We start from the raw sequence: 19523 nt of genomic DNA, 5'->3' as shown, positions 1-19523 counted from the left end.
GCTTTTATGTTCTCGCGGTGCCACCCAAATTGACCGGACGTTTGCGGCGTCCGATCCACTTTAGTTCCGCGGTAACGGGCGGACCCGGTTAACTTAGGGGAAGCGCTTGGCTTCTCCTTGGCGAAAACGCCTCCGAGTTGGAGTCTCATCACGGGCGTGATACCGATATAATGATTTTGCTTAGTATATACCAGGTTTGCTTCGGTTTCAACCCCCATCCGCCGCCATCGGACGCAAAGCACGGCTTGCCCGCTCCACTGTTGCGCGGATCTCCATCCTGTGGCAGCTTGATTTTTTCTTCATGCCAAATGAAGACAATTTCCGTTATTTTCCGTAAAATAAACGCAGGGAGGTGTCGAGGTTTGCATTTTTTTCTGCGTTATGCCCACCGGATTTTACGTTTGAGCAACGGGCTGCTGGCTGTTTTTGCCCTGTTGTTTGTGCTGCTCGCCTCGGTGCTGGCTTATTGGCTGGAGCCGGACACGTTCGAGACCTGGTTCAACAGTCTGTACTGGGTCATGACGACGATGGCGACCGTCGGGTACGGCGATTATTTTATGAAAACGGCTGGGGGCAAGCTGTTCACGATCTTTCTGTATCTGTTCGGAATCGGGCTTCTCAGTCTCGTAATCGGAAAAATCATTGATGCCTTTGCGACCTTGAAAATAAGGAGGGAAACCGGAAAAGTGAACTATCATGGCCGCGGTCACATCGTCGTGATCACCTGGAATAAGAAGGCTTATTCCGCCGTAGAAGAACTTATCGCTTCAGACCCCGAGCTGGAAATCGTCATTATCGATGAAAACGAGAAAATTCCGTACGACCACAAAAAGGTCCATTACGTAAGCGGAGATCCCACTCTGGACAAGACGTTAACCCGTGCCGGGCTGGATAAAGCCAGATCGGCCATTATATTCGCCGATGAAACGAGCAGCGATTCGTCACTGGTGGACGGCAAAACGCTGCTTATCGCGGCCAGCATCGAAAGACTCGCTCCCGATGTTTATACGACCGCGGAAATTATGTCGGAGAAGCATATTCAGAATTTCCGGCACGTAAAAGTAAACGATTTCATTCTATCGCACGACGCGGTTTCCATGCTGGCCGTCCGATCGGCGCTGAACGAAGGCAGCGTTGAGCTGTATATGCAGCTGATCAGCAGGCAGTACGGGGGAGAGATTTACGAAGTGCCGGTCAATCCCGCTTGGGCGAACTATTACGACGCCTTTCAGGACCTTCTTAAAAAAGGAGCGACGCTGCTCGCCGACCGGCAGGATTTAAGCATCAATACACGGTTGAACGACCCGATTCCGGCGGACGCGAAGCTGTTCGTCGTATGCTCGCCCGAGACGTACAAGCATTTGCAGGACCCTACATAACCCAATCGTTCCAAAAAGCGGACCGTCGGAGATAAGCGGCAGACTGAGCAAAAAGCCAAATCTTGGAAAAGGTTTGGCTTTTTTTATGCGGAACCGGACTTAGGCTTAATGGCTGATATGCGACCCATGCCACCCCCAAAGCTCGTGTTCCGACATGTTCGAGTTTCGGTTGAAGCGGGAGCATATGTTTCAGGGAAACTCAAAATTTGATGTTGACAGGAGAAACGAAAGACGGTATATTTTCCGTTATACGTAATCGTAACGATTACTATTAAATAAATTGAGACGCCATTTGCCCTTACATAGCGGGGCTGAAAAGAAGACGGACATGCTAATCGCCGCTTTAACGAAGCGAGTTTCGGTTATCATGACGCGTTAATCATACCGAATAAAGGAGTGCGAAGAATGGATAACAAAATACCCGTGACGGTATTAAGCGGCTACTTGGGCGCCGGCAAAACAACGCTGCTGAATCATGTGCTGAATAACCGGGACGGCTTAAAGGTGGCCGTTATCGTCAATGATTTGAGCGAAGTGAACATTGATGCGGACCTGATCCGCGACGGCGGGGGGATATCCAGGACGAATGAAAGTCTGGTCGAGATGTCCAACGGGTGCATCTGCTGCACCCTGCGCGACGATCTGCTGAAAGAAGTGGAGCGGCTGGCGAAAGAAAACCGGTTCGATTACATTCTGATCGAATCGACCGGGGTGGGAGAACCGCTGCCCGTAGCTCAGACTTTTACTTATATCGACGAGGAGCAGAACATCGATCTGACCCGGTACTGCCGTCTGGACACGATGGTTACGGTCGTGGACGCATTCCGGTTCTGGCATGACTACGCTTCGGGAGAAACGCTGCTGGACCGCAATCAAGCCGTCAGCGAAGACGACAATCGGGACGTGGTCGATCTGCTGATCGACCAGATCGAATTTTGCGATGTGCTTGTGCTTAACAAATGCGACAGGATCGACCCGGACGAGCTTCCGGAGCTGGAGCGCGTACTCCGTTCCCTTCAACCGAGAGCGAAATTCATCCGGTCCGTTATGGGCGAGGTGGATCCGGCCGAGATTTTGAACACGAATCTGTTCAATTTCGAAGAAGCCAGCACTTCCGCAGGCTGGATAAGGGAAATGGAGAAAGAGGAACATACGCCGGAAACCGACGAGTACGGAATTTCTTCTTTTGTGTACGAGCGCACCCTGCCCTTCGAGCCCCGGCGTCTGAAAAGCTGGATGGAGGACTGGCCGGCGGAAATCGTAAGGGCCAAAGGAATCATGTGGCTCGCTACCCGGAACAAGTTCGCCCAGAATCTCAGCCAGGCGGGGCCTTCGATCCGGTTCGGACCGGCGGGCTATTGGGTGGCCGCGCTCCCCGAAACGGAGAAGCAGGCGATTCTTGCCGAAGAAGGAGATTCCATCCCGCACTGGGACCCTGTTTACGGGGATCGCATCAACAAAGTGGTGTTTATCGGGCTTGATTTGGATCAAGGGGAAATTGTCCGTTCCCTGGACGCCTGTCTGCTGACGGAAGAAGAAATGCGGGGCGACTGGAGCCGGTTTGCGGATGAACTGCCTAATATGGTCGGGGAGCTGAACGAGGCCTCTTTTTAAACGGAACAAGAAGAAGATGGGAAGGAGGAGGTGAATGGGCATGAGAGTGACGGTTACGCTGGCATGCACGGAAACGGGCGACCGCAACTATACGACGACGAAAAACAAGAAAACTCAGCCGAACCGGCTGGAACTGCGCAAATACTGTCCGCGCCTTAAGCGCCACACGCTGCACAGGGAAACGCGCTGAAGAAGCGGCATCAAATCGATAGAGGGAGAGCATCTCCTGATTTTGGATGAAAAAGAGCGGGTGACCGCTCTTTTTTTTGTTTAAAGGTATAGTAGAATGGCCGCAGCTAAGGGAGAGAAGGGTTGAAGATGGAAAAGCCGAACAAAGATACGAAGCAAACTTCCCGTGAGGACGCGACAACGGTGCGGGAGGGAATTAAAAATTTTATTAATTATTGGCTTTCCCGGGGACCGGTGGATAAGGTGATCGCCGGGGCTCGGCAGGCCGTGGATTTCGCCTCCGCCAATATCCCGTTCGAGGCGGCTGCCCGTTACCGGCAGGAAATCGGGGGTATTTTTACGAGTTATGAGCAGCTTCTGTCTATACCCGGCGTCGGGCAGGAGGTAATCGAAGAACTGGGTTCATATGTGAAGCGTTTGGATCTGGCCAAGCTGAACGCCCTGCTGCCGCAGACGACGTCCGGTAACAGGGTCGACGCCTACGTGAACGGTCCGGACTGCCTGCGCGTCCTGCTGGACGAAATCGGGAGAGCGGAACGGTATATCCATTTTTCCGTGATGCTGTTTTTTAACGACCAATCCGGGAAAAAAATCGCCGGAGCGCTGCTGGAGGCGCTGAAGCGGGGCGTCCAAGTCCGGCTGATGGCGGATTTCGGAATTACCGCCTTGGGCTACAACAAGAGCCTCGACGTCGGGGATATGGAGGAAGTGATCGAGGAGCTCAAAGAAGCCGGAGGACGGGTCATCAATACGTTCAAAACGTGCTACGGCAACGAAGAGTGGCCCGCCAAGAGAGCGGAACTGACTTCCCGGGGAGTGCCCGAAAGCAGCCTGTTTCTCCAGGATTACGTCCAGAAGCAGATGACGATGGGAGTCAACGTGGTAAATCACCGGAAATTTATGATTGTCGACGGAATCAGCTCAATTGTCGGCTCCGTGAATGTAGGGGATCAATATTTGTTCGATACGCCGGTTTTGAGCGATCCCGAACAAATATATGCGGAAGGGGACAGAGGCCAGAGGCTTGGCGTACCGGCCCGGGAAGAAGAGTGGCACGACGGATGTTTTCGAATCCGGGGAGCCGCAGCGATAACGCTGAACCGGATCTTTTCCTTTCAATGGACGGTGCTGGGCGGCGACGTGTTCGATCCGGAAGATACATTCTACAAGCCGGAAACGGATATGCGCTTCGGTGACGAAGAATGCACGCTGTACGCGAGCTTTCCCGGGAATCCGGTAAACGTGATCCAGCAGTATTATTTGTCCCTGCTCACGTATGCCGGTGACGAAACGGTGATCGTCAATCCGTACCTGATCGACCAAGCCTTCTGGGACGAGCTGAAAAGCCTGGATGAGCAGAGGGCAAGGTGCATCGCGTTATGCAATCCCCTGCGTGTAAACGACCATCCGACCAACGGCTCGGCGGTGCGCAGCAACATGTACGAGCCTTTTCTCAAAGGCGTCGCGTTCTATGACTACAGTCATACGGAACGGTTTTCTCATTGGAAAATCACCTATGACAAGCGGTCCGGCTGCGTGTTTCACGGTTCCTACAATATCAATGAACGAAGCGCCTGCCACGATTTCGAGCTGGGGGTGCTGGTCAAAGGCAGATCGTTTGCGGATCAAGTTAAAAAAATGATCGACTATGATTTAAGCGTATCGGAGAAAGTCTCCGGGCCGGAAACCTTTTTTAAATATCCTGCCCTGCATCCATCCACGTATTGGAACAAACTGACGCAAAATTTCACCTGACCGGATCGACGGGATTGAAGCGACTGACGGAACGGGCCGAACGGCACAATGACGGGTCTTCCGCCTTCATATTCCAGGTGCGTTTACGAGCCGCCGGACGGCTCTGCGTACGGTACGGCGGGTGCGTGCGCCTGAACCGGTTTAACGTCACAGGAAAAAAAGCGGCGCCTTCCGTCGGAAAACGGGAGGGCCGCTCTTTTACGTTCAATAGGGCGGCGAGCAGGAGTGCTCGCACCGGAGTTTATTTTTTCAGCCACAAGGTCGGGACGTTGGCAGGCTCCCAGCCGACCAGGGAAGTATGCGACTGCCGGCACTCGTATGTGCTGCCGTTATACGTTACGAGCGTGCCCGCCGTATAAGCGGTGTTCGGAGCCCACGGAGCGGCTGCCGAAGGAGCGGAGGTCGTAACGCTGACGGCATTGCTGTCTGCCGATTCGTTACCGGCCGCATCGAAAGCGCGCACCGTGTACGTGTAAGCGGTACTGGCGCTCAATCCGCTCACCACGGTATCCAGCGTTGTGCCGGAGACGGATTTTGCGAGCGCCGAGCCTTGATAGACACGGTAGCCGGTTACACCGACGTTATCGGTGGAAGCGCCCCATTTGAGCGAAACGGACGAAGAAGTCGGCGAACCGACGACTTGAAGCCCGGACGGAGCGGAAGGCGCTGTCGTATCGGCTGCGGCAGCCGTTGTTTTGAACGTCACGGCGTTGCTGGCAGCCGAGTCATTGCCGGCCGCGTCCGTGGCGCGGACCGTGAACGTATAGGACGTGTTCGCCGTCAATCCGGCCGCGTTGTAGCTCAGCGTCGTTCCGTTCGCAGTCGTGCCGACGAGAGTGGAACCGTTATAAATCTTGTAGGCCGTCACACCGACGTTATCCGTTGCCGCGCTCCAACTGATCGTCGCGCCGGTCGCCGTAATGTTGGAGGCAGACGCGTTTGACGGTGCGGTCGGTGCCGTTGTATCGGCCGGTCCGCTGCCGCCGAAATTCGCGTCGATTACGTTGTAGAAGGCATTCTCCGTATCCGCGATTTCCCAAACGGCCAGAATGACCTGATAACCCGTTCTGCTTGGCACATTACAGGTGTCCGTGTACGTGAATCCCGGTTGTTTTCCTTTAAAGTTGACGGAGCAGAAAGGCTGCAGATCGAAGGAAGCGCGGCTCAAAGGCGCGTTCGGATCCCAGTTCTGCTTGGTGATGTAGTACTTCCAGCTGGTAGTCGCATGATTGGCTTCAATGGTCCATTTGAACGTATTCGTTCCCGAAGACATGTTCACTTTGGTCCAGCGTGTGGCCGATTGCTGATCCAGTTCAGGAAACAGGCCGCTCGCGCTGGCAATTTTGCCGTCCGCCGGTCCGGCTGCGGGGAATCCCTTGTAGGCTTCGAGACTTTGCGGCTCGTAAATGATCGCACCGCAGTTTTTATTTTTGCCGGCAGCGCACAGGTAACCGCGGCTTCCCGGCGATTCGATGTATCCGTGTGCCGACGCTTTTTCGGTAAAAAGGAGCAGGCAGAACGCCAAGGCCAGTGCCAGTCCGCTTGCGATCAGACACTTGGCCAGTACGGGATTGCGGAGCGAGATTGGGGTCATAATAGAGCCTCCTTGAATGGGTTGGGATTCATGTTTATCGAGTTATCACAAAGGATGAACCGGAACGAAGGGGCGCTGCGCACGATCACTTAGAAATTCGTCAATAACCTCCTTTCGCTAAAACGGGAGTTTGCGGACGATTGCGGTGCAAGGTTGCCGGTCAGCCTCCTTTCGGAAGTGGTGTTATATAAACTCTCGTGAGAGCTTATACCGGATTCGAATGCCGGGTCGATAAAACGCTTACATTAAACGGAGGAGGAGACTTACAAAGTAAGCTCCATGAGGATAAAACAGCCTTTTATAACTAAAATATACATCATTTACCATGATGACTCAATCATTTATTTCTAAACTATCAAGGGAAAAAGCAAAGGGTCGAAAGAAGGCTTAAATCGGTTCAAGTCGCCCGGATCAACAGCAGCTCGTAAGTAACCGGGATACGTCCCTGTGTGCCGTAATCTTTTTCGTAATGTTCAAACATGCCGCTGAAAAGGCGTCTGAGGCTCAGGCCCGGCAGTTGTGAGGCGTTAGTCGTGCTTGCGCCGAGAGATTTCACGCTTTTTAAGAAGAGGGCGACGCTTAGAAAATACTCGGTCCGCACGAGGCGCGTCGTCTCAATCTCGCCGAAGCCTGCTTGTCGCAGCATATCCGTCCACTCGTCCCCGCCGTGAAAAGACAAACCGTGCCGCTTCGGCGGGACTCCAAAAGACCGGTAAGCTTTGTCGAAAGAACGGTGCAGCTCGGTAAACGTAGCCGGGCCGAAGGTGGCAAACATCAGCTTGCCGCCGGGTTTCAGGAGCCTGCGCAGGTGAAACAGCGTCTGCGCGGGGCGGGTGAACCACTGGAAACAGGCGCTGGAAGCGATCAGCCCGTAAGAAGAAGAGGGGGCATCGGCGGCCCATTTTTCGATATCGGCCTGCAGGAACCGGACGGAGCCGGGCCGGTTGTCCGGGAAGCCGGGCGAAATAGGCGCCGGCGCCGAAGATTCCCGGGGAGCGCCGGACCCGCGATCGTTTCGCCCGCTGCGGGCGCCCAGCCGGTTTCGCGCCGCATCCAGCATGGCGGGCGAGAGATCGGCCGCGGTCATTTCGCCGCCGGGCGGCAGCAAGGCCGCCAGCCGCTCCGTGAGCAGGCCTGTGCCGCAGCCTATTTCCAGCACCGGCAGATGGTCTGCCGGAATACGGGCAAGCCGGCTCAGCGGCTGCTGCTGCAGCTCGTCCCGGATCAGCCGGGCAAGCTGCGCGGTCATAAATCGCTGAACCGCGGCATTTTGGTCGTAAAGCCCGGCTGCGCTCCGGTCAAACTGACGCCGGATTCTGCTGCTCAGGTGAGTCATTCCACCAGCTCCTTATCGTTTCGGCGGTTTGCCGTTCTTTTTGCAGAAAGGGAACATGGCCGCATCCGGCGGCTTCCACGAGTACGGCCTGCGGAACGCCCGCTTGTATTTCCAGTGCCGCACCGTAAGGGCATATCTTATCGTGCGTACCGTGAATCAACAGGGCCGGGCAGTGAATGTCCGGGAGCACGTCCCGCACATCCTCGGCGACGAGCAGCTCAAGGCCGGCGATAAGCCCCGGCACGCTCCAACCGTTCGCTTCGGGAAGACTGGCGTCAAGTCCGTACCGCCGCTCCTCTTTCGTGAACATGAGCCTGCGGAACTGCTGTAGCACCCGGTCCGCGTCTTGGCGGAGCGCCGGAATCATGGCCTGCACGGAAGCGGGAGCCCAGCCTGACTGCTGCTCGTCGGGCCGGCGTACAAAACAGGCGGTGGCTCCGAACAACACCAGCCCGTCGGCCAATCCTTCGGAAGCGAGCCGCAGGGCGAGCAGCCCGCCGAGCGACCATCCCGCGATCAGCAGGGGAGCCGGAAACGCTCTCTCATGCGGCTCGCTGGCCCGGAGGGACAGAGCGAGGCGGCGGACCGAATCCGCGATAGCCCCAGGGGATTCCGCCGAGCCGTAATCCGCACAGATATGCAGGAAGTCCGGAAGCTCCCGCCGGACATTATGGAAGACGGCAGCAGGCATGCTCCAGCCGCTGAGCCACAGGATCGAACCGCGATCTCCGCTAGTTGTGCGGCATTCCTCGATAAGCTTTTCGCCGGGCTCCGCGCCGCCGTGTTCCTTCACCGGGTGAATGCCCCGGCTGGGCGTTTGAGAAGGGGCACGCTTCATGCGAGAATCTCCGCTGCCGCCGCCGCGCTCACGATACTTTCGGCGGCCTTGCTCAATACGGCATCGCTATGCGCCGCCGAAAGGGAGAAGCGGACCCGGGCGCTGCCGGCCGGAACAGTCGGAGGGCGTATGGCGGGGGCGGCGATACCGTGCCGTTCGAGCGCTTCGCACAAACGAAGCGAATCGCGGCTGCTTCCGGCAATCACGGGAACGATGGGCGAGTCTCCCGGCATCACGTTCAGTCCGGCTTGCGCAAGCCTTTGGCGGAACCGGCAGGAAACTGCCCGGAGATGTTTCCGCCGGTCATGCGCGGTCTGCACAATCCCCAGTGCCCGGTATATCCCGGCGGCAACGCACGGCGGCAGAGCGGTCGAATAAACGAGGGGACGAGCTTTGTTGACCAGCCAGCGGATCAGAGTCCGGCTGCCGGAAATATGCGCTCCGTACACGCCGAAGGCTTTGCTGAACGTTCCCATGATGACGTCCGCTTCCCGGTGCACATCCATGGCGTGGCAAAGCCCTTCGCCGTTCGGTCCGTACACTCCCTCCGCGTGAGCCTCGTCCACCATGAGCATCGCGTCGTAATTGTGCTTCAGCTCCACCAGCTTGTGCAGGGGGGCTGAGTCTCCATCCATAGAGAAGATGGAATCCGTTACGATCAGCCTGCGCCTTGCTTTATCGGATTTTTTGAGCAGGTGTTCCAAATGCTCCATATCGTTGTGCCGGTAGCGGACATGCCCGGCCCGGCTCAGGATGATGCCGTCCGTTATGCTGGCGTGATTGAGCCGGTCGGAAAAAACGGTGTCTCCCCGGCCGGCCAAGGCGCGTATCGTACCGAGATTGGCCATATAGCCGTTGGCGAAGACGAGCGAAGCGTCCTTCTTCTGCCAGACCGCCAGCTCGGCCTCCAGTTCGCTGTAAGGCGGCCGGTTGCCTGTAAGAAGCCGGGAAGCCGCCGCTCCCGATCCGCATTCCTCAGCCAGCGCGCCGCGCATCGCTTCCGCGATGTCCGGATGACGGCTCAGGCCCAGATAATCATTCGAAGCCAGATCAAGAAGAATCTGCCCTCCGCGCATCAAATGGCCGGGAAGCGAGCGGGATACTCCGGTATCCGTCAGCTTCCGTTCCAGAGATTCGTCCGCCAACGTCTGCAGTTCATTATCGAGCCAGTTCATTGGGTTCATATCCGCGCCTCGGAACCTTCTCCGGAGTGTTCCGGTGACGGCTCCGGGCATTTCGACAAAAAGGAGCGGACTGGAGCCAGATCCAGTGCCGTATGTACGGTCTCCGCGAGCAGGTGCGGCCCCGGCGCATTTCCTACAGACGGAAAATGGCCCAATACCTTGATGCCGCCGATTGTTTCGATTAAGGCGGCATTACCGGCCACGCTCGGGTCCGGCCCGTCTGGCGCGTTTTGCGCGTTCGCAGCTTCAAGAACCCCCGGAACCCCGGGAGCGCTGGCGCCCTCATTGAGCACGACACCCAGGATCTCAACCCCGTGCTGCCTCAAGAATGAGACCGTCAGGAGGGTGTGGTTGACCGTGCCGAGTCCCGCGCGGGCTACGATCAGCACCGGCATGCGGAGGAAGGCGATCCATTCCGCAAGCAGGGCGTCTTCCGTCATGGGGACTGCCGCGCCGCCCGCTCCTTCGACGAGCATCGCATCGTAGCGTGAACATAAGGGCTGCCCGGCTTTATAAAGCATGTCCATCGTCAGACGAACGCCTTCTGCCTTTGCGGCGAGCAAAGGAGCAAGCGGAGCGCGGAACGTAAAGGACGCCACCTCCTCCGGCGGCTCGGAAATGCCGCTTCCCGCCGCAAGTTTTTCGGCGTCGCTTAGTCCGCTGCCGATGGGTTCGCCGGACTGCACCGGCTTCCAGACGCCCACGTTCCAGCCTTCCGAGCGTAGTGCGGCGGCCAAGGCGGCCGTGACGACCGTCTTGCCGATTCCGGTATCCGTTCCGGTCACGAAGATTCCCCGGATTCCGCTCATGGCCGCCACCCCTGTTCCGTAACGTCACGGATAGAAGCGGCGATGATGTCCGTCATGGCCCCCAGCTCTTCCCGTGTGCTTGCCAGCGGGGGGATGAGGACAACTACATTGCCCAGCGGCCGCGTCAACAGCCCCAGTTCCCGGGCCCGCGCACATACGTGAACGCCAATCCGTTCCTCCCAGGCGTAGGCCTCCTTGGTCTTTCTGTCGCGGACCAGTTCAATTCCGACGAGAAGACCTTGCTGCCGGATATCGCCCACATGTGGACATGCTTTCAGGGGAGAGAGCTTGCCGGCTACAAATTCGGCTTTGGCGGCAACGCCTTCCACGACACGGCGCTCTTCCATCAACCGGAGATTTTCCAGGGCGACCGCGCAACCCAGCGGATTTCCCGTAAAGGAGTGACCGTGGAAAAACGTTTTCTGCTCCTCGTAATCCGCATAGAAGGCGTCATACACGTCGTCGGTCGCAAGCGTAGCCGCTACCGGAAGATAGCCGCCCGTCAAGCCTTTGCCCACCACCATGAGATCCGGTGCCACGTCTTCGAGATCGCAGGCAAACATAGCGCCCGTGCGTCCGAATCCGGTCGCCACCTCGTCGGCGATCAGCAGAACGCCGTGCTTGCGGCACAGCCGGGCGATTTCGCGAAGGCAGCCCTCAGGCATGACGATGATGCCGCCGGCGCCTTGCACAACCGGCTCGACGATGAGACCGGCTATTTCATCGGCTCGCGCTTCGAGCACCTTCCGCAGCGTTTCCAGCGTTTCGGACATCGCGCCGGATGCGCCGCCCGGGTGCCGGAAAGAATCCGGGTAAGGGATCGTATGAGCCTCAAAAAGCAGCGGACGGAAAACTTCATGATACAGCGGAATCGCTCCTACGCTAACCGCGCCGATCGTATCCCCGTGATAAGCTTCTTTCATCGTGATAAACGTTCGTTTGCTTTCCATGCCTTTGTTGCGCGCATATTGATAGGCCATTTTCAGGGCAATTTCCACGCCGGTTGCGCCAGAATCCGAGAAAAATACTTTACGGAGCCCGTCAGGTGCGATTTCCGACAGTTTAGCGGCCAGCTTGATGGCGGGAATATTGCTTAGTCCGAGCAGGGTGGAGTGTGCAACGAGTTCAAGCTGGCGGATAATCGCCTGGTTCAGTTCCGGAACACAGTGGCCGTGCACGTTGAGCCAGACGGATGAAAAGCCGTCGTAATAAGCTTTTCCCTCTGTGTCAAAAAGCCGGACGCCGTCTCCGCGTTCGATAATGACGGGATCGGCAGCGTTGTAATCCTTCATCTGCGTAAAGGGGTGCCAGAGGTGGGCTTTGTTCAGTTCAGCCAATTGTTCGTAGTCTGTAAGCAAGCAAACCGCTTCCTTCCGTTTTAATTGTCAACCTGATATGATAATCACAGGTTAACAATATAACGTTCATTCGAAAATATCAAGTTTGCGGATAGAATGATAGAGGGGAGGAACGCAAAAAAAGAGAGCCGCTCGTCCAGCGGCTTCCTTTATCCGGTTTCAACTCACGTTTCGTCGTCGTTCATCAGGGCCAGATTGCCGAACTGCCGGCCTTCCTTCATGCAGGCGAAAGCCTGTACCGCGTCGCGCATCGGAAACACTTTATGCACGACAGGTTTGAGATTGTGTTTCGCCACAAATTCGAGCATCGCATGGAATTCTTCCGAGCTGCCCATGGACGTTCCGATCACACTCAGTTGGGGAAAAAAGAGGGCGCGCAGCGGAAGCTCGATAGTATCCCCCGAGCTGGCTCCGAAACTGACGATACGCCCGTCGGGTTTAAGGACGTCGAAATAGTTGGGGAAGGTAGCGGGACCTATGCTGTCCAGCACCAAATCCGCCTTCGTTTCTTCGAAACGGGCTTTCCAGCTTCCGCCGCTTTCAAAGCAGAAATCGGCACCGAGCTGCCGGGCCAGTTCCAGCTTGTGTTCGCTTCGGGACGAGACACTGACCCGGGCCCCGGCAGCCTTGGCCATCTGGAGCGCAATCGTAGCGACACCTCCTCCGATACCGGGGATGACGACGTGCTGCCCTGCCTTAAGCCCGCCCCGGGTAAATAATGCGCGGTATGCGGTCAACGCGGACAAACCGAGAACGGCGGCTTCCTCCCAGGTGAGGTGAGAAGGTTTAGCGACGGCATTTTCTGCGGGCACGATGATAAAATCGGCAAAAGTCCCGTCGGAGGGACTTCCGATGATTTGAAGATCTTCCGGCAGGGAATCCGCTTTTTTCCAGTTTAAAGTCGGATTCAGCGCAACCTCCAGGTTCAGAAGGCCGGGCGAAACGCCTTCTCCGATTTCCGTCACAATTCCCGCTCCGTCCGATCCGGGTATTAGCGGCCTGTTTCCGGCATTCCGGTCATTTATAACAAACAGATCGCGGTGATTGAGACCCGCTGCGATCAGCTTGACTTTAACTTCCCCGTATCCGGGATGCCTGTCTTCCGCTGTGGAATAGACCAGTCCGTCTACTCCGCTTTTTTCTCTATGCAGAACAGCTTTCATAACAAATCCCTCCGGTTTAAAATCTTGTTGAATCAACGAGTGCTGACACGTTGAATTTTACACAGGGCCGGTCATCAAGTAAAATCATTAGAAATGAACAAAGGTATCGATTTCACTAATGGAAAGTCAGGGAGGTCCGGATGGAGAGCGGTGATTTGAAAATATTCCGTACGGTGGCCCGGGAGGGAAGCATCACCAAGGCGGCGCATAGGCTGAATTATGTCCAGTCCAATGTGACCAACCGGATCCAGCTCCTCGAAACGGAACTGGGCACGCAGCTGTTCTACCGGTCCAGCAAAGGGATGAGGCTGACGGCGGCCGGTCAAAATTTGCTCGGGTACGCCGATAAGATTGTGGTTCTGCTGGAAGAAGCCGTGAAATCCGCCCAAGCGACGGATATTCCGAAAGGCCCGCTCCGGCTGGGCTCTCTCGAAACGACGGCCGCCATCCACCTGCCGCAGCTGCTGACCCGGTATCACGGTCTGTATCCGGAGGTCGAGCTTTCGCTGATCACCTCCGATTCGCACCGGCTTATCCGCAAAATCAAAGATTACGAGCTGGACGGAGCCTTCGTATACGGACCGGTTTCACAGGAAGAGCTTCAATGCCAACCCGCGTTCGAGGAAGAACTGGTGTTGATTTCGGAGCCCAAAGAAACGAATCTTGCCGAGCTGCTGAAGAAGCCTCTGCTGTTTTTCGGTTCGGGCTGCTCCCACCGCGACAGAGTCGAGCGGCTGCTGGTTAAGGAGGGCGTCGAGGCCCGTCACATGATCGAGTTCGGTACCCTGGAGGCCATCATCGGAGGTGTCTCGGCGGGGCTTGGCGTCTCGCTGCTTCCCCGTTCGTCGATCAGCAGAATCGTTCAAGCCAGGGAGGTTTACCTGCATCCCATTCCGGAGGAATTCCGGGAAATCAACGTCGTGTTTATTTACCGGAAGGATTTGTTTAAAACGGAAGCATTCAAGCGGTTTCTGGATTTTTTGCGGAGCGAGGGGACAGGCATGGGGCAAAATCCTGCAGCGGCAGCGCCGGAAGCGAGCTCAGTCTCGGGCTCAGACCTAGGGGACAACCAGCCCGCGGGTTCGTGAATTCGCCCCTACGGTCCGGTCAGGGCCGGCATGCCGGGGCTGTTCCGGCAAGAGGCGTTCCTCTGACAGACAGTGCCGGATCGCGCGCATCGACAAGTAAAAAAACCGATTTCCGGCAAAGATCCGGAAATCGGTTTTTGAGGTCGAGCCGCTTATTTCAGCTGCCACAGCGCCGGAACGTTGGAAGGCTCCCAGCCTGCGATCGAGGTGTGCGGCTGACGGCACTCGTAAGTCGAGCCGTTGTACGTCACGAGATTGCCTGTTGTGTAAGCCGTGTTGACCGCCCAAGCGGCAACCGCCGGGCCGGACGCTGTCGTTACCGACACCGCGTTGCTGTTAGCGGATTCGTTGCCGGCGGCGTCAATCGCCCGCACTGTGAACGTATAAGCGGTGCTCGGCGTCAAGCCGGACACGGTATACGTAAGCGTCGAGCCCGAAACCGTGCCCGCAAGCGTTGTACCCTTGTAGATCCGGTATCCCGTCACGCCTACATTATCGGTTGCGGCATTCCAGCTCAAGGCAACCGACGAGGATGTAGCCGTTCCTGCAGTCAGACCGGCAGGTGCCGTTGGCGCCTGGTTATCGACAGGAGCAGATCCCGTCGTGAACGTAACCGAATTGCTGGCCGGAGAAGTGTTGCCGGCCGCATCGACGGCTTTCACCGTAAAGGTGTAAGCCGTATTCGGAGTGAGGCCGGTTACATTGTAAGAGGTAGCGGATCCGCTTGTTGTCGTAACGAGCGTGGAACCGTTATAAATCTGATACCCGGTTACACCGACGTTATCCGTCGAAGCGCCCCAAGTCAGAGTAGCGCCCGTTGTCGTCACGTTGGACGCGGCTGCGCCGGACGGTGCTGTCGGAGCGACTGTGTCGGAAGGATTGCTGCCGCCGAAATTAACGTCGATCACGTTGTAGAAAGCATTCGCCGTATCGGCGATTTCCCAGACAGCCAGGATGACTTGGTAGCCTGATCTGGCCGGAACGTTACAAGTATCGGAGTAAGAGAACGGCGGCTGTTTGCCGCCATAGTTCACGGAGCAGAACGGCGTCAGATCGAAAGAGCTTCTGGTCAGCGGGGAATTCGGATCCCAGTTGGCTTTGGTAATGTAATATTTCCAGCTTGTCGTCGCATGGGCGGCCGTCAGCTTCCAAGTGAACGTGTTTGTACCGGAGGAGATGTTCACTTTGCTCCAGCGGGTTGCGGACTGCTCGTCCAATTTCGGGAAAGTTCCGCCCCCGCTTCCGATTTTACCGTCGGCAGGGCCCGCAGCCGGGAAGCCTTTAGCATATTCAAGGCTTTGAGGCTCGTAAACGACAGCTCCGCAGTCTTTGTTGGTACCCTGCTTACAGAGATAAGCCCGGCTGCCCGGCGATTCGACATAGCCGTGGGCGGATGCTTTTTGAGCGAGTAAAAGCATGCAGAACGCAAGGATCAGGGACAATCCGGCGGCAAACAGAATCCGGGTCGTGACAGAGCGGGAGATACGAACAGTTGACATATAATTGGCCTCCTTTTAATGGGGAATGCTAAGAGAACGGCTTGAAAAGTCATTATCCTGGCAGCGGCAGTCCTGACCATCTCCTTCCTGTGCTTGCGCAACGTGCAGAACGGAAATTTCGCGGGGCAACGCTAGGCTATCCCTCCTTAAAAGAGGTGGATTTATATAAACTCCTGGGAGCTTATATACATAGAGAATAGGCGGAAACCGGGTGCTTGGAAGAGTTTGCGTGCAAGATGCAGAAGGTGGAGCAGGCAGTGTTGACCGGTATTCCGGGGTCAATGGCAGGTTGGCTAGGCAATTATCGAGGCGCGGCTCAAACGGGTTTAAGCGCTTACAAGATTGAGGTTAAAAAACTGGGACCGGGAAGACAGAGTCGGTTATCTCGAAAGATCATACCCGTATCATACAATCTATGCTAAAATTTGACAACCCTTATTTTCATAGATTTAGTAAATTTATTCATAGATAAAGGCTCGGAACGCAGGAAGGTTCGATTAAAAGCGAATTTTATCTTTGTTGTTCGGCAGGTTTGGACTACAATATTAGACAGGTCTGCGCATCGCGGTTTAAAAGATAGAGAAAGAAAGAGGGATAGGAGTGCTTAAACGTTTTTTTGCTTATTACCGTCCTTACAGAGGACTGTTTATTCTGGATTTCGGCTGTGCCGTGATCGCGGGGCTGCTCGAGCTTGGCTTTCCGCTTGCGGTGAACTTGTTTCTGGACAAACTTCTTCCAAGCGGGGACTGGTCCCTGATCACTTGGGCCTGCATCGCTCTTCTGGCGATTTACTTATTGAACATGGTCCTCAATTACGTCGTCACGTACTGGGGCCACATGCTCGGGGTGAACATCGAAACGGATATGAGGAAGAAACTGTTCGATCATATCCAGAAGCTCTCGTTCCGGTTCTTCGACAATAACAAGACCGGTCACCTCATGACCCGAATTACTAACGATTTAAACGAAATCGGAGAGATTGCCCACCATGGCCCGGAAGATGTTTTCATTGCCATTATGACCTTGATCGGAGCTTTCCTGCTCATGCTTTCGATCCACACGAAACTGGCCCTGCTTACGTTTATTGTCATTCCGCTGCTTGCCTGGTTTGCCATCTATTTTACCAAAAAAATGACCCGTACGTATGAAAGGCTGTTCGGCAATGTGGCCGAATTTAACAGCCGGGTCGAAAACAATATCAGCGGAATCCGCGTAGTCCAGGCATTTGCGAACGAAGAATACGAAAAGAATTTGTTCAAAGGAACCAACCAGCAGTATCGTCAGACGAAACTGCTTGCCTATAAGCTGATGGCGAAAAGCATGTCGATCAGCTACATGATGATGCGCTTCGTTTCGCTTTTCGTTATGCTGTGCGGGACTTATTTCGTCATCCAGGGCGAATTGTCGTACGGCCAGTTTGTCGCGTTCCTTCTCCTGTCCAACGTGTTTTTCCGTCCGATCGAGAAAATCAACGCCGTGCTGGAAAGCTATCCGAAAGGCATTGCCGGGTTTAAAAGGTATATCTCGATCATCGACACGGAACCCGATGTGGCGGACGGCAAGGACGCGGTAAGCGTGGATAAGCTTAAGGGCGACATTGTCTTCGATTCGGTTACATTCGGATACGACGACCAGAAGAACATTCTCGACAAGCTGAACCTGAACATTCGGGCCGGGGAAACCATCGCCTTTGTAGGGCCGTCCGGTGCGGGGAAAACGACGATCAGCAGTCTGCTTCCCCGGTTCTACGACTGCAAAAGCGGCGCTATCCGCATCGACGGCATGGATGTCCGGGATATGACACTGGAATCTTTGCGTAACCAGATCGGGATTGTGCAGCAGGATGTGTACCTGTTCGAAGGCACTATCCGGCAAAACATCGCCTACGGCAAGCTGAGAGCGAGCGAGGAAGAAATTTGGGAAGCGGCACGGCAGGCCCAGCTGGAAGAATTTATTCTGAAGCAGCCGGACGGAATGGAGACGGTGATCGGCGAAAGAGGCGTCAAGCTGTCCGGAGGGCAGAAGCAGCGTCTCGCGATCGCCAGAATCTTCCTGAAAAATCCGCCGATTCTCATTCTCGACGAAGCGACTTCGGCGCTGGATACGGCTACGGAGCTGGCGATTCAGCAATCGCTGACCGAGCTGTCGAAAGGGCGGACGACTCTTGTTATCGCACACAGGCTCGCCACGATCAAGAACGCCGACCGCATCATCGTCGTAACCGAACGGGGAGTAGCCGAGGAAGGCTCCCACAGGGAGCTTGTCTCCGCCGGAGGTATTTACAGCGACCTGCACAAAGCGCAGTTCGGCGTTTGACGCCGTCAGTGCGGGAAGCCTTGCGGCAACAAATGAAGCAGCCGGACAGTAAGCCCGGCAAGAGTGTTTTGAACGGAACACAGCCACACTAACAAGTATGAGCCGCTTTTTAAGCGGCTTTTTCTTATGGGATCGGCTCGTTTGAATCGCCGGGATCGGCTAGCGGCTTTCCGACAAGGGTAAGAGCATGAACCTTAGCGGTCCATGCTCTTGCCTGCATGCTTATAGAAGCTGATCCCGGTGACTCTCAGCCGGAAAGAAATGAACCATAGCAGCAGCGCCAGTCCGGCAAACAGAAACAGCGTAACCGAAAGCTCCTCCAGAACCAAGCTCCAGCCGATTAGAAGCGAAATGAGCGATCCTCCCAAGCTCGCGGCAGCGATAAAGTAGCTTGTCACCTCATCTACATAACCCCGCTTCACGGAAGCCGCAAATGTAATCGCAACCGGAAACAGGGGAGATGCCGCAATGCCCGTTAGAAAAATGACCCCCAGCGCCAGAATTGCATCATGAAGAAAGGGGAACACGCCTAAAAGTAAAATCAGACACAGAGCGGAAATTTGCAGCATCGGCAGAGGCGGAATCTTCTTCCCTTTAACGGCGAGCACGGTTCGTCCGATAACCATCGAAGCCCAGAATACGGAAACTCCGATCAAGCTGTAGGACTCAAATCCGCCGACAATCATCAGTGAAGGCAAAAAGTTCGCATAGCTGGTCTCGATCCCGGCATAAACGAAGGCAAACAGAATGAGCAGGCCCAAGCTGCGTTTTTCTCCCCCCATCAATCCGCTTTCCGGGAATAGCTCCTCCGTCCCGCTTCCGGCTTCTTCGGGCTGCGGAAACCGCTGCTTCGGCCGGACGATTGCTATCAAGGACACCCAAGCCGCCAGCAGCACGGCAATCGTACTGAGCAGGGAGTACAGAACCAAGGGAACCACATCTTCGCCGGCCAGCACATGGATCAGGATGGGGAAGAGCAGGGCTCCGAAGCCGAAAAACACCTCCAGCTTCGCCATCCCCGCCTTGCCGTTTTCCCCCTGCGCTATGATCAAAGCCCCTACGGTCGTCTCCAGCGTGCCTGCCCCGTATCCGATCAGGAACCCTGTCAGAGAGAGCAATTCCCATCTGTCGATCCACAGATAGCCCGCCAAGGCGGCCCCGACCATACTCAGTCCGATCGTAATGACGACGAACGGGCCGATTTTCTTGGATAGAACGGGAGAGAAGAGGACACCGATGAGAAACCCGATAAACTGCACAGACAGGATCACTGAGATTTCCTGGGCCCCAATGTCGTAGCGTGCAAAAAAATGAGGTGACAAACTGCCGATGAACACATGAACGACGCCAACCAGAAAATAAAAGGCGCAGCCCATCCAAAGGACGATTCGCATCGTCGGC

At 55.8% G+C, this 19523-nt stretch carries 15 protein-coding genes; 6 read left to right on the top strand and 9 right to left on the bottom strand.

Going from position 1 to position 19523, the window contains the following annotated elements:
* The first annotated feature begins 362 nt into the window (after window positions 1–362).
* From ACI48J_RS14855 to ACI48J_RS14840, 4 genes are all read left to right on the top strand, one after another.
* A complete protein-coding gene (locus tag ACI48J_RS14855; RefSeq protein WP_405078968.1) occupies window positions 363–1379 on the top strand; it encodes a potassium channel family protein in 1017 nt (338 codons plus the stop codon).
* Between the two features lie 405 nt (window positions 1380–1784).
* Window positions 1785–2993 carry a GTP-binding protein gene (locus tag ACI48J_RS14850; RefSeq protein WP_405078966.1) on the top strand — a complete coding sequence of 403 codons (1209 nt, stop codon included), beginning with the start codon at window positions 1785–1787 and terminating at the stop codon, window positions 2991–2993.
* 40 nt (window positions 2994–3033) lie between these two features.
* Window positions 3034–3183: a 50S ribosomal protein L33 gene (gene rpmG, locus ACI48J_RS14845; RefSeq protein ID WP_009673609.1), complete on the top strand. Its 150-nt coding sequence runs from the start codon at window positions 3034–3036 to the stop codon at window positions 3181–3183.
* 128 nt (window positions 3184–3311) lie between these two features.
* Window positions 3312–4937, top strand: coding sequence for a phospholipase D-like domain-containing protein (locus ACI48J_RS14840; RefSeq protein ID WP_405078965.1), 1626 nt, complete (start codon window positions 3312–3314; stop codon window positions 4935–4937).
* A gap of 241 nt (window positions 4938–5178) precedes the next feature.
* Here the strand turns inward: ACI48J_RS14840 and ACI48J_RS14835 are convergent, their stop codons facing one another.
* From ACI48J_RS14835 to ACI48J_RS14805, 7 genes are all read right to left on the bottom strand, one after another.
* Window positions 5179–6531: a lytic polysaccharide monooxygenase gene (locus ACI48J_RS14835; protein WP_405078963.1), complete on the bottom strand. Its 1353-nt coding sequence runs from the start codon at window positions 6529–6531 to the stop codon at window positions 5179–5181.
* A 397-nt stretch (window positions 6532–6928) separates the two neighbouring features.
* Entirely contained in the window at window positions 6929–7867 is a 939-nt protein-coding gene (locus ACI48J_RS14830) for a methyltransferase domain-containing protein (RefSeq protein WP_405078962.1), read from the bottom strand.
* Window positions 7830–8705, bottom strand: a complete 876-nt coding sequence (locus ACI48J_RS14825; RefSeq protein ID WP_405078960.1) for an alpha/beta hydrolase — start codon at window positions 8703–8705, stop codon at window positions 7830–7832. The genes ACI48J_RS14830 and ACI48J_RS14825 overlap by 38 nt, the downstream gene beginning before the upstream one ends.
* Window positions 8702–9889 (bottom strand): 8-amino-7-oxononanoate synthase, encoded by a 1188-nt coding sequence (gene bioF, locus ACI48J_RS14820; protein WP_405078958.1) that lies wholly within the window; start codon window positions 9887–9889, stop codon window positions 8702–8704. The genes ACI48J_RS14825 and bioF overlap by 4 nt, the downstream gene beginning before the upstream one ends.
* Entirely contained in the window at window positions 9886–10698 is an 813-nt protein-coding gene (gene bioD, locus ACI48J_RS14815; protein WP_405078956.1) for a dethiobiotin synthase, read from the bottom strand. Before bioD ends, bioF begins: the two co-directional genes overlap by 4 nt.
* Window positions 10695–12056 carry an adenosylmethionine--8-amino-7-oxononanoate transaminase gene (gene bioA / locus ACI48J_RS14810; RefSeq protein WP_405078955.1) on the bottom strand — a complete coding sequence of 454 codons (1362 nt, stop codon included), beginning with the start codon at window positions 12054–12056 and terminating at the stop codon, window positions 10695–10697. The genes bioD and bioA overlap by 4 nt, the downstream gene beginning before the upstream one ends.
* Before the next feature lie 164 nt (window positions 12057–12220).
* The gene (locus tag ACI48J_RS14805) at window positions 12221–13219 is read right to left on the bottom strand and encodes a zinc-binding alcohol dehydrogenase family protein (protein WP_405078954.1); all 999 of its coding nucleotides are present in this window, start codon (window positions 13217–13219) and stop codon (window positions 12221–12223) included.
* 140 nt (window positions 13220–13359) lie between these two features.
* Between ACI48J_RS14805 and ACI48J_RS14800 the strand changes: the two genes are divergently transcribed.
* Window positions 13360–14307, top strand: coding sequence for a LysR family transcriptional regulator (locus ACI48J_RS14800; protein WP_405078952.1), 948 nt, complete (start codon window positions 13360–13362; stop codon window positions 14305–14307).
* Window positions 14308–14459: 152 nt separating this feature from the next.
* On the opposite strand, the gene ACI48J_RS14795 is transcribed toward ACI48J_RS14800, so the two are convergent.
* Entirely contained in the window at window positions 14460–15806 is a 1347-nt protein-coding gene (locus ACI48J_RS14795; RefSeq protein WP_405078950.1) for a lytic polysaccharide monooxygenase, read from the bottom strand.
* Between the two features lie 600 nt (window positions 15807–16406).
* Here ACI48J_RS14795 and ACI48J_RS14790 point away from each other — a divergent pair.
* The gene (locus ACI48J_RS14790; RefSeq protein WP_405078949.1) at window positions 16407–18122 is read left to right on the top strand and encodes an ABC transporter ATP-binding protein; all 1716 of its coding nucleotides are present in this window, start codon (window positions 16407–16409) and stop codon (window positions 18120–18122) included.
* Window positions 18123–18316: 194 nt separating this feature from the next.
* Here ACI48J_RS14790 and ACI48J_RS14785 read toward each other — a convergent pair whose 3' ends face one another.
* The gene (locus tag ACI48J_RS14785; RefSeq protein ID WP_405078948.1) at window positions 18317–19516 is read right to left on the bottom strand and encodes an MFS transporter; all 1200 of its coding nucleotides are present in this window, start codon (window positions 19514–19516) and stop codon (window positions 18317–18319) included.
* Window positions 19517–19523 lie beyond the last annotated feature (7 nt).

The sequence above is a fragment of the Paenibacillus chitinolyticus genome (assembly GCF_045038035.1).
Taxonomy (GTDB): domain Bacteria; phylum Bacillota; class Bacilli; order Paenibacillales; family NBRC-103111; genus Paenibacillus_F; species Paenibacillus_F chitinolyticus_A.
The sequence above is the reverse complement of the archived record's forward strand: the minus strand, read 5'-3'. Positions and strand labels throughout refer to the sequence as shown.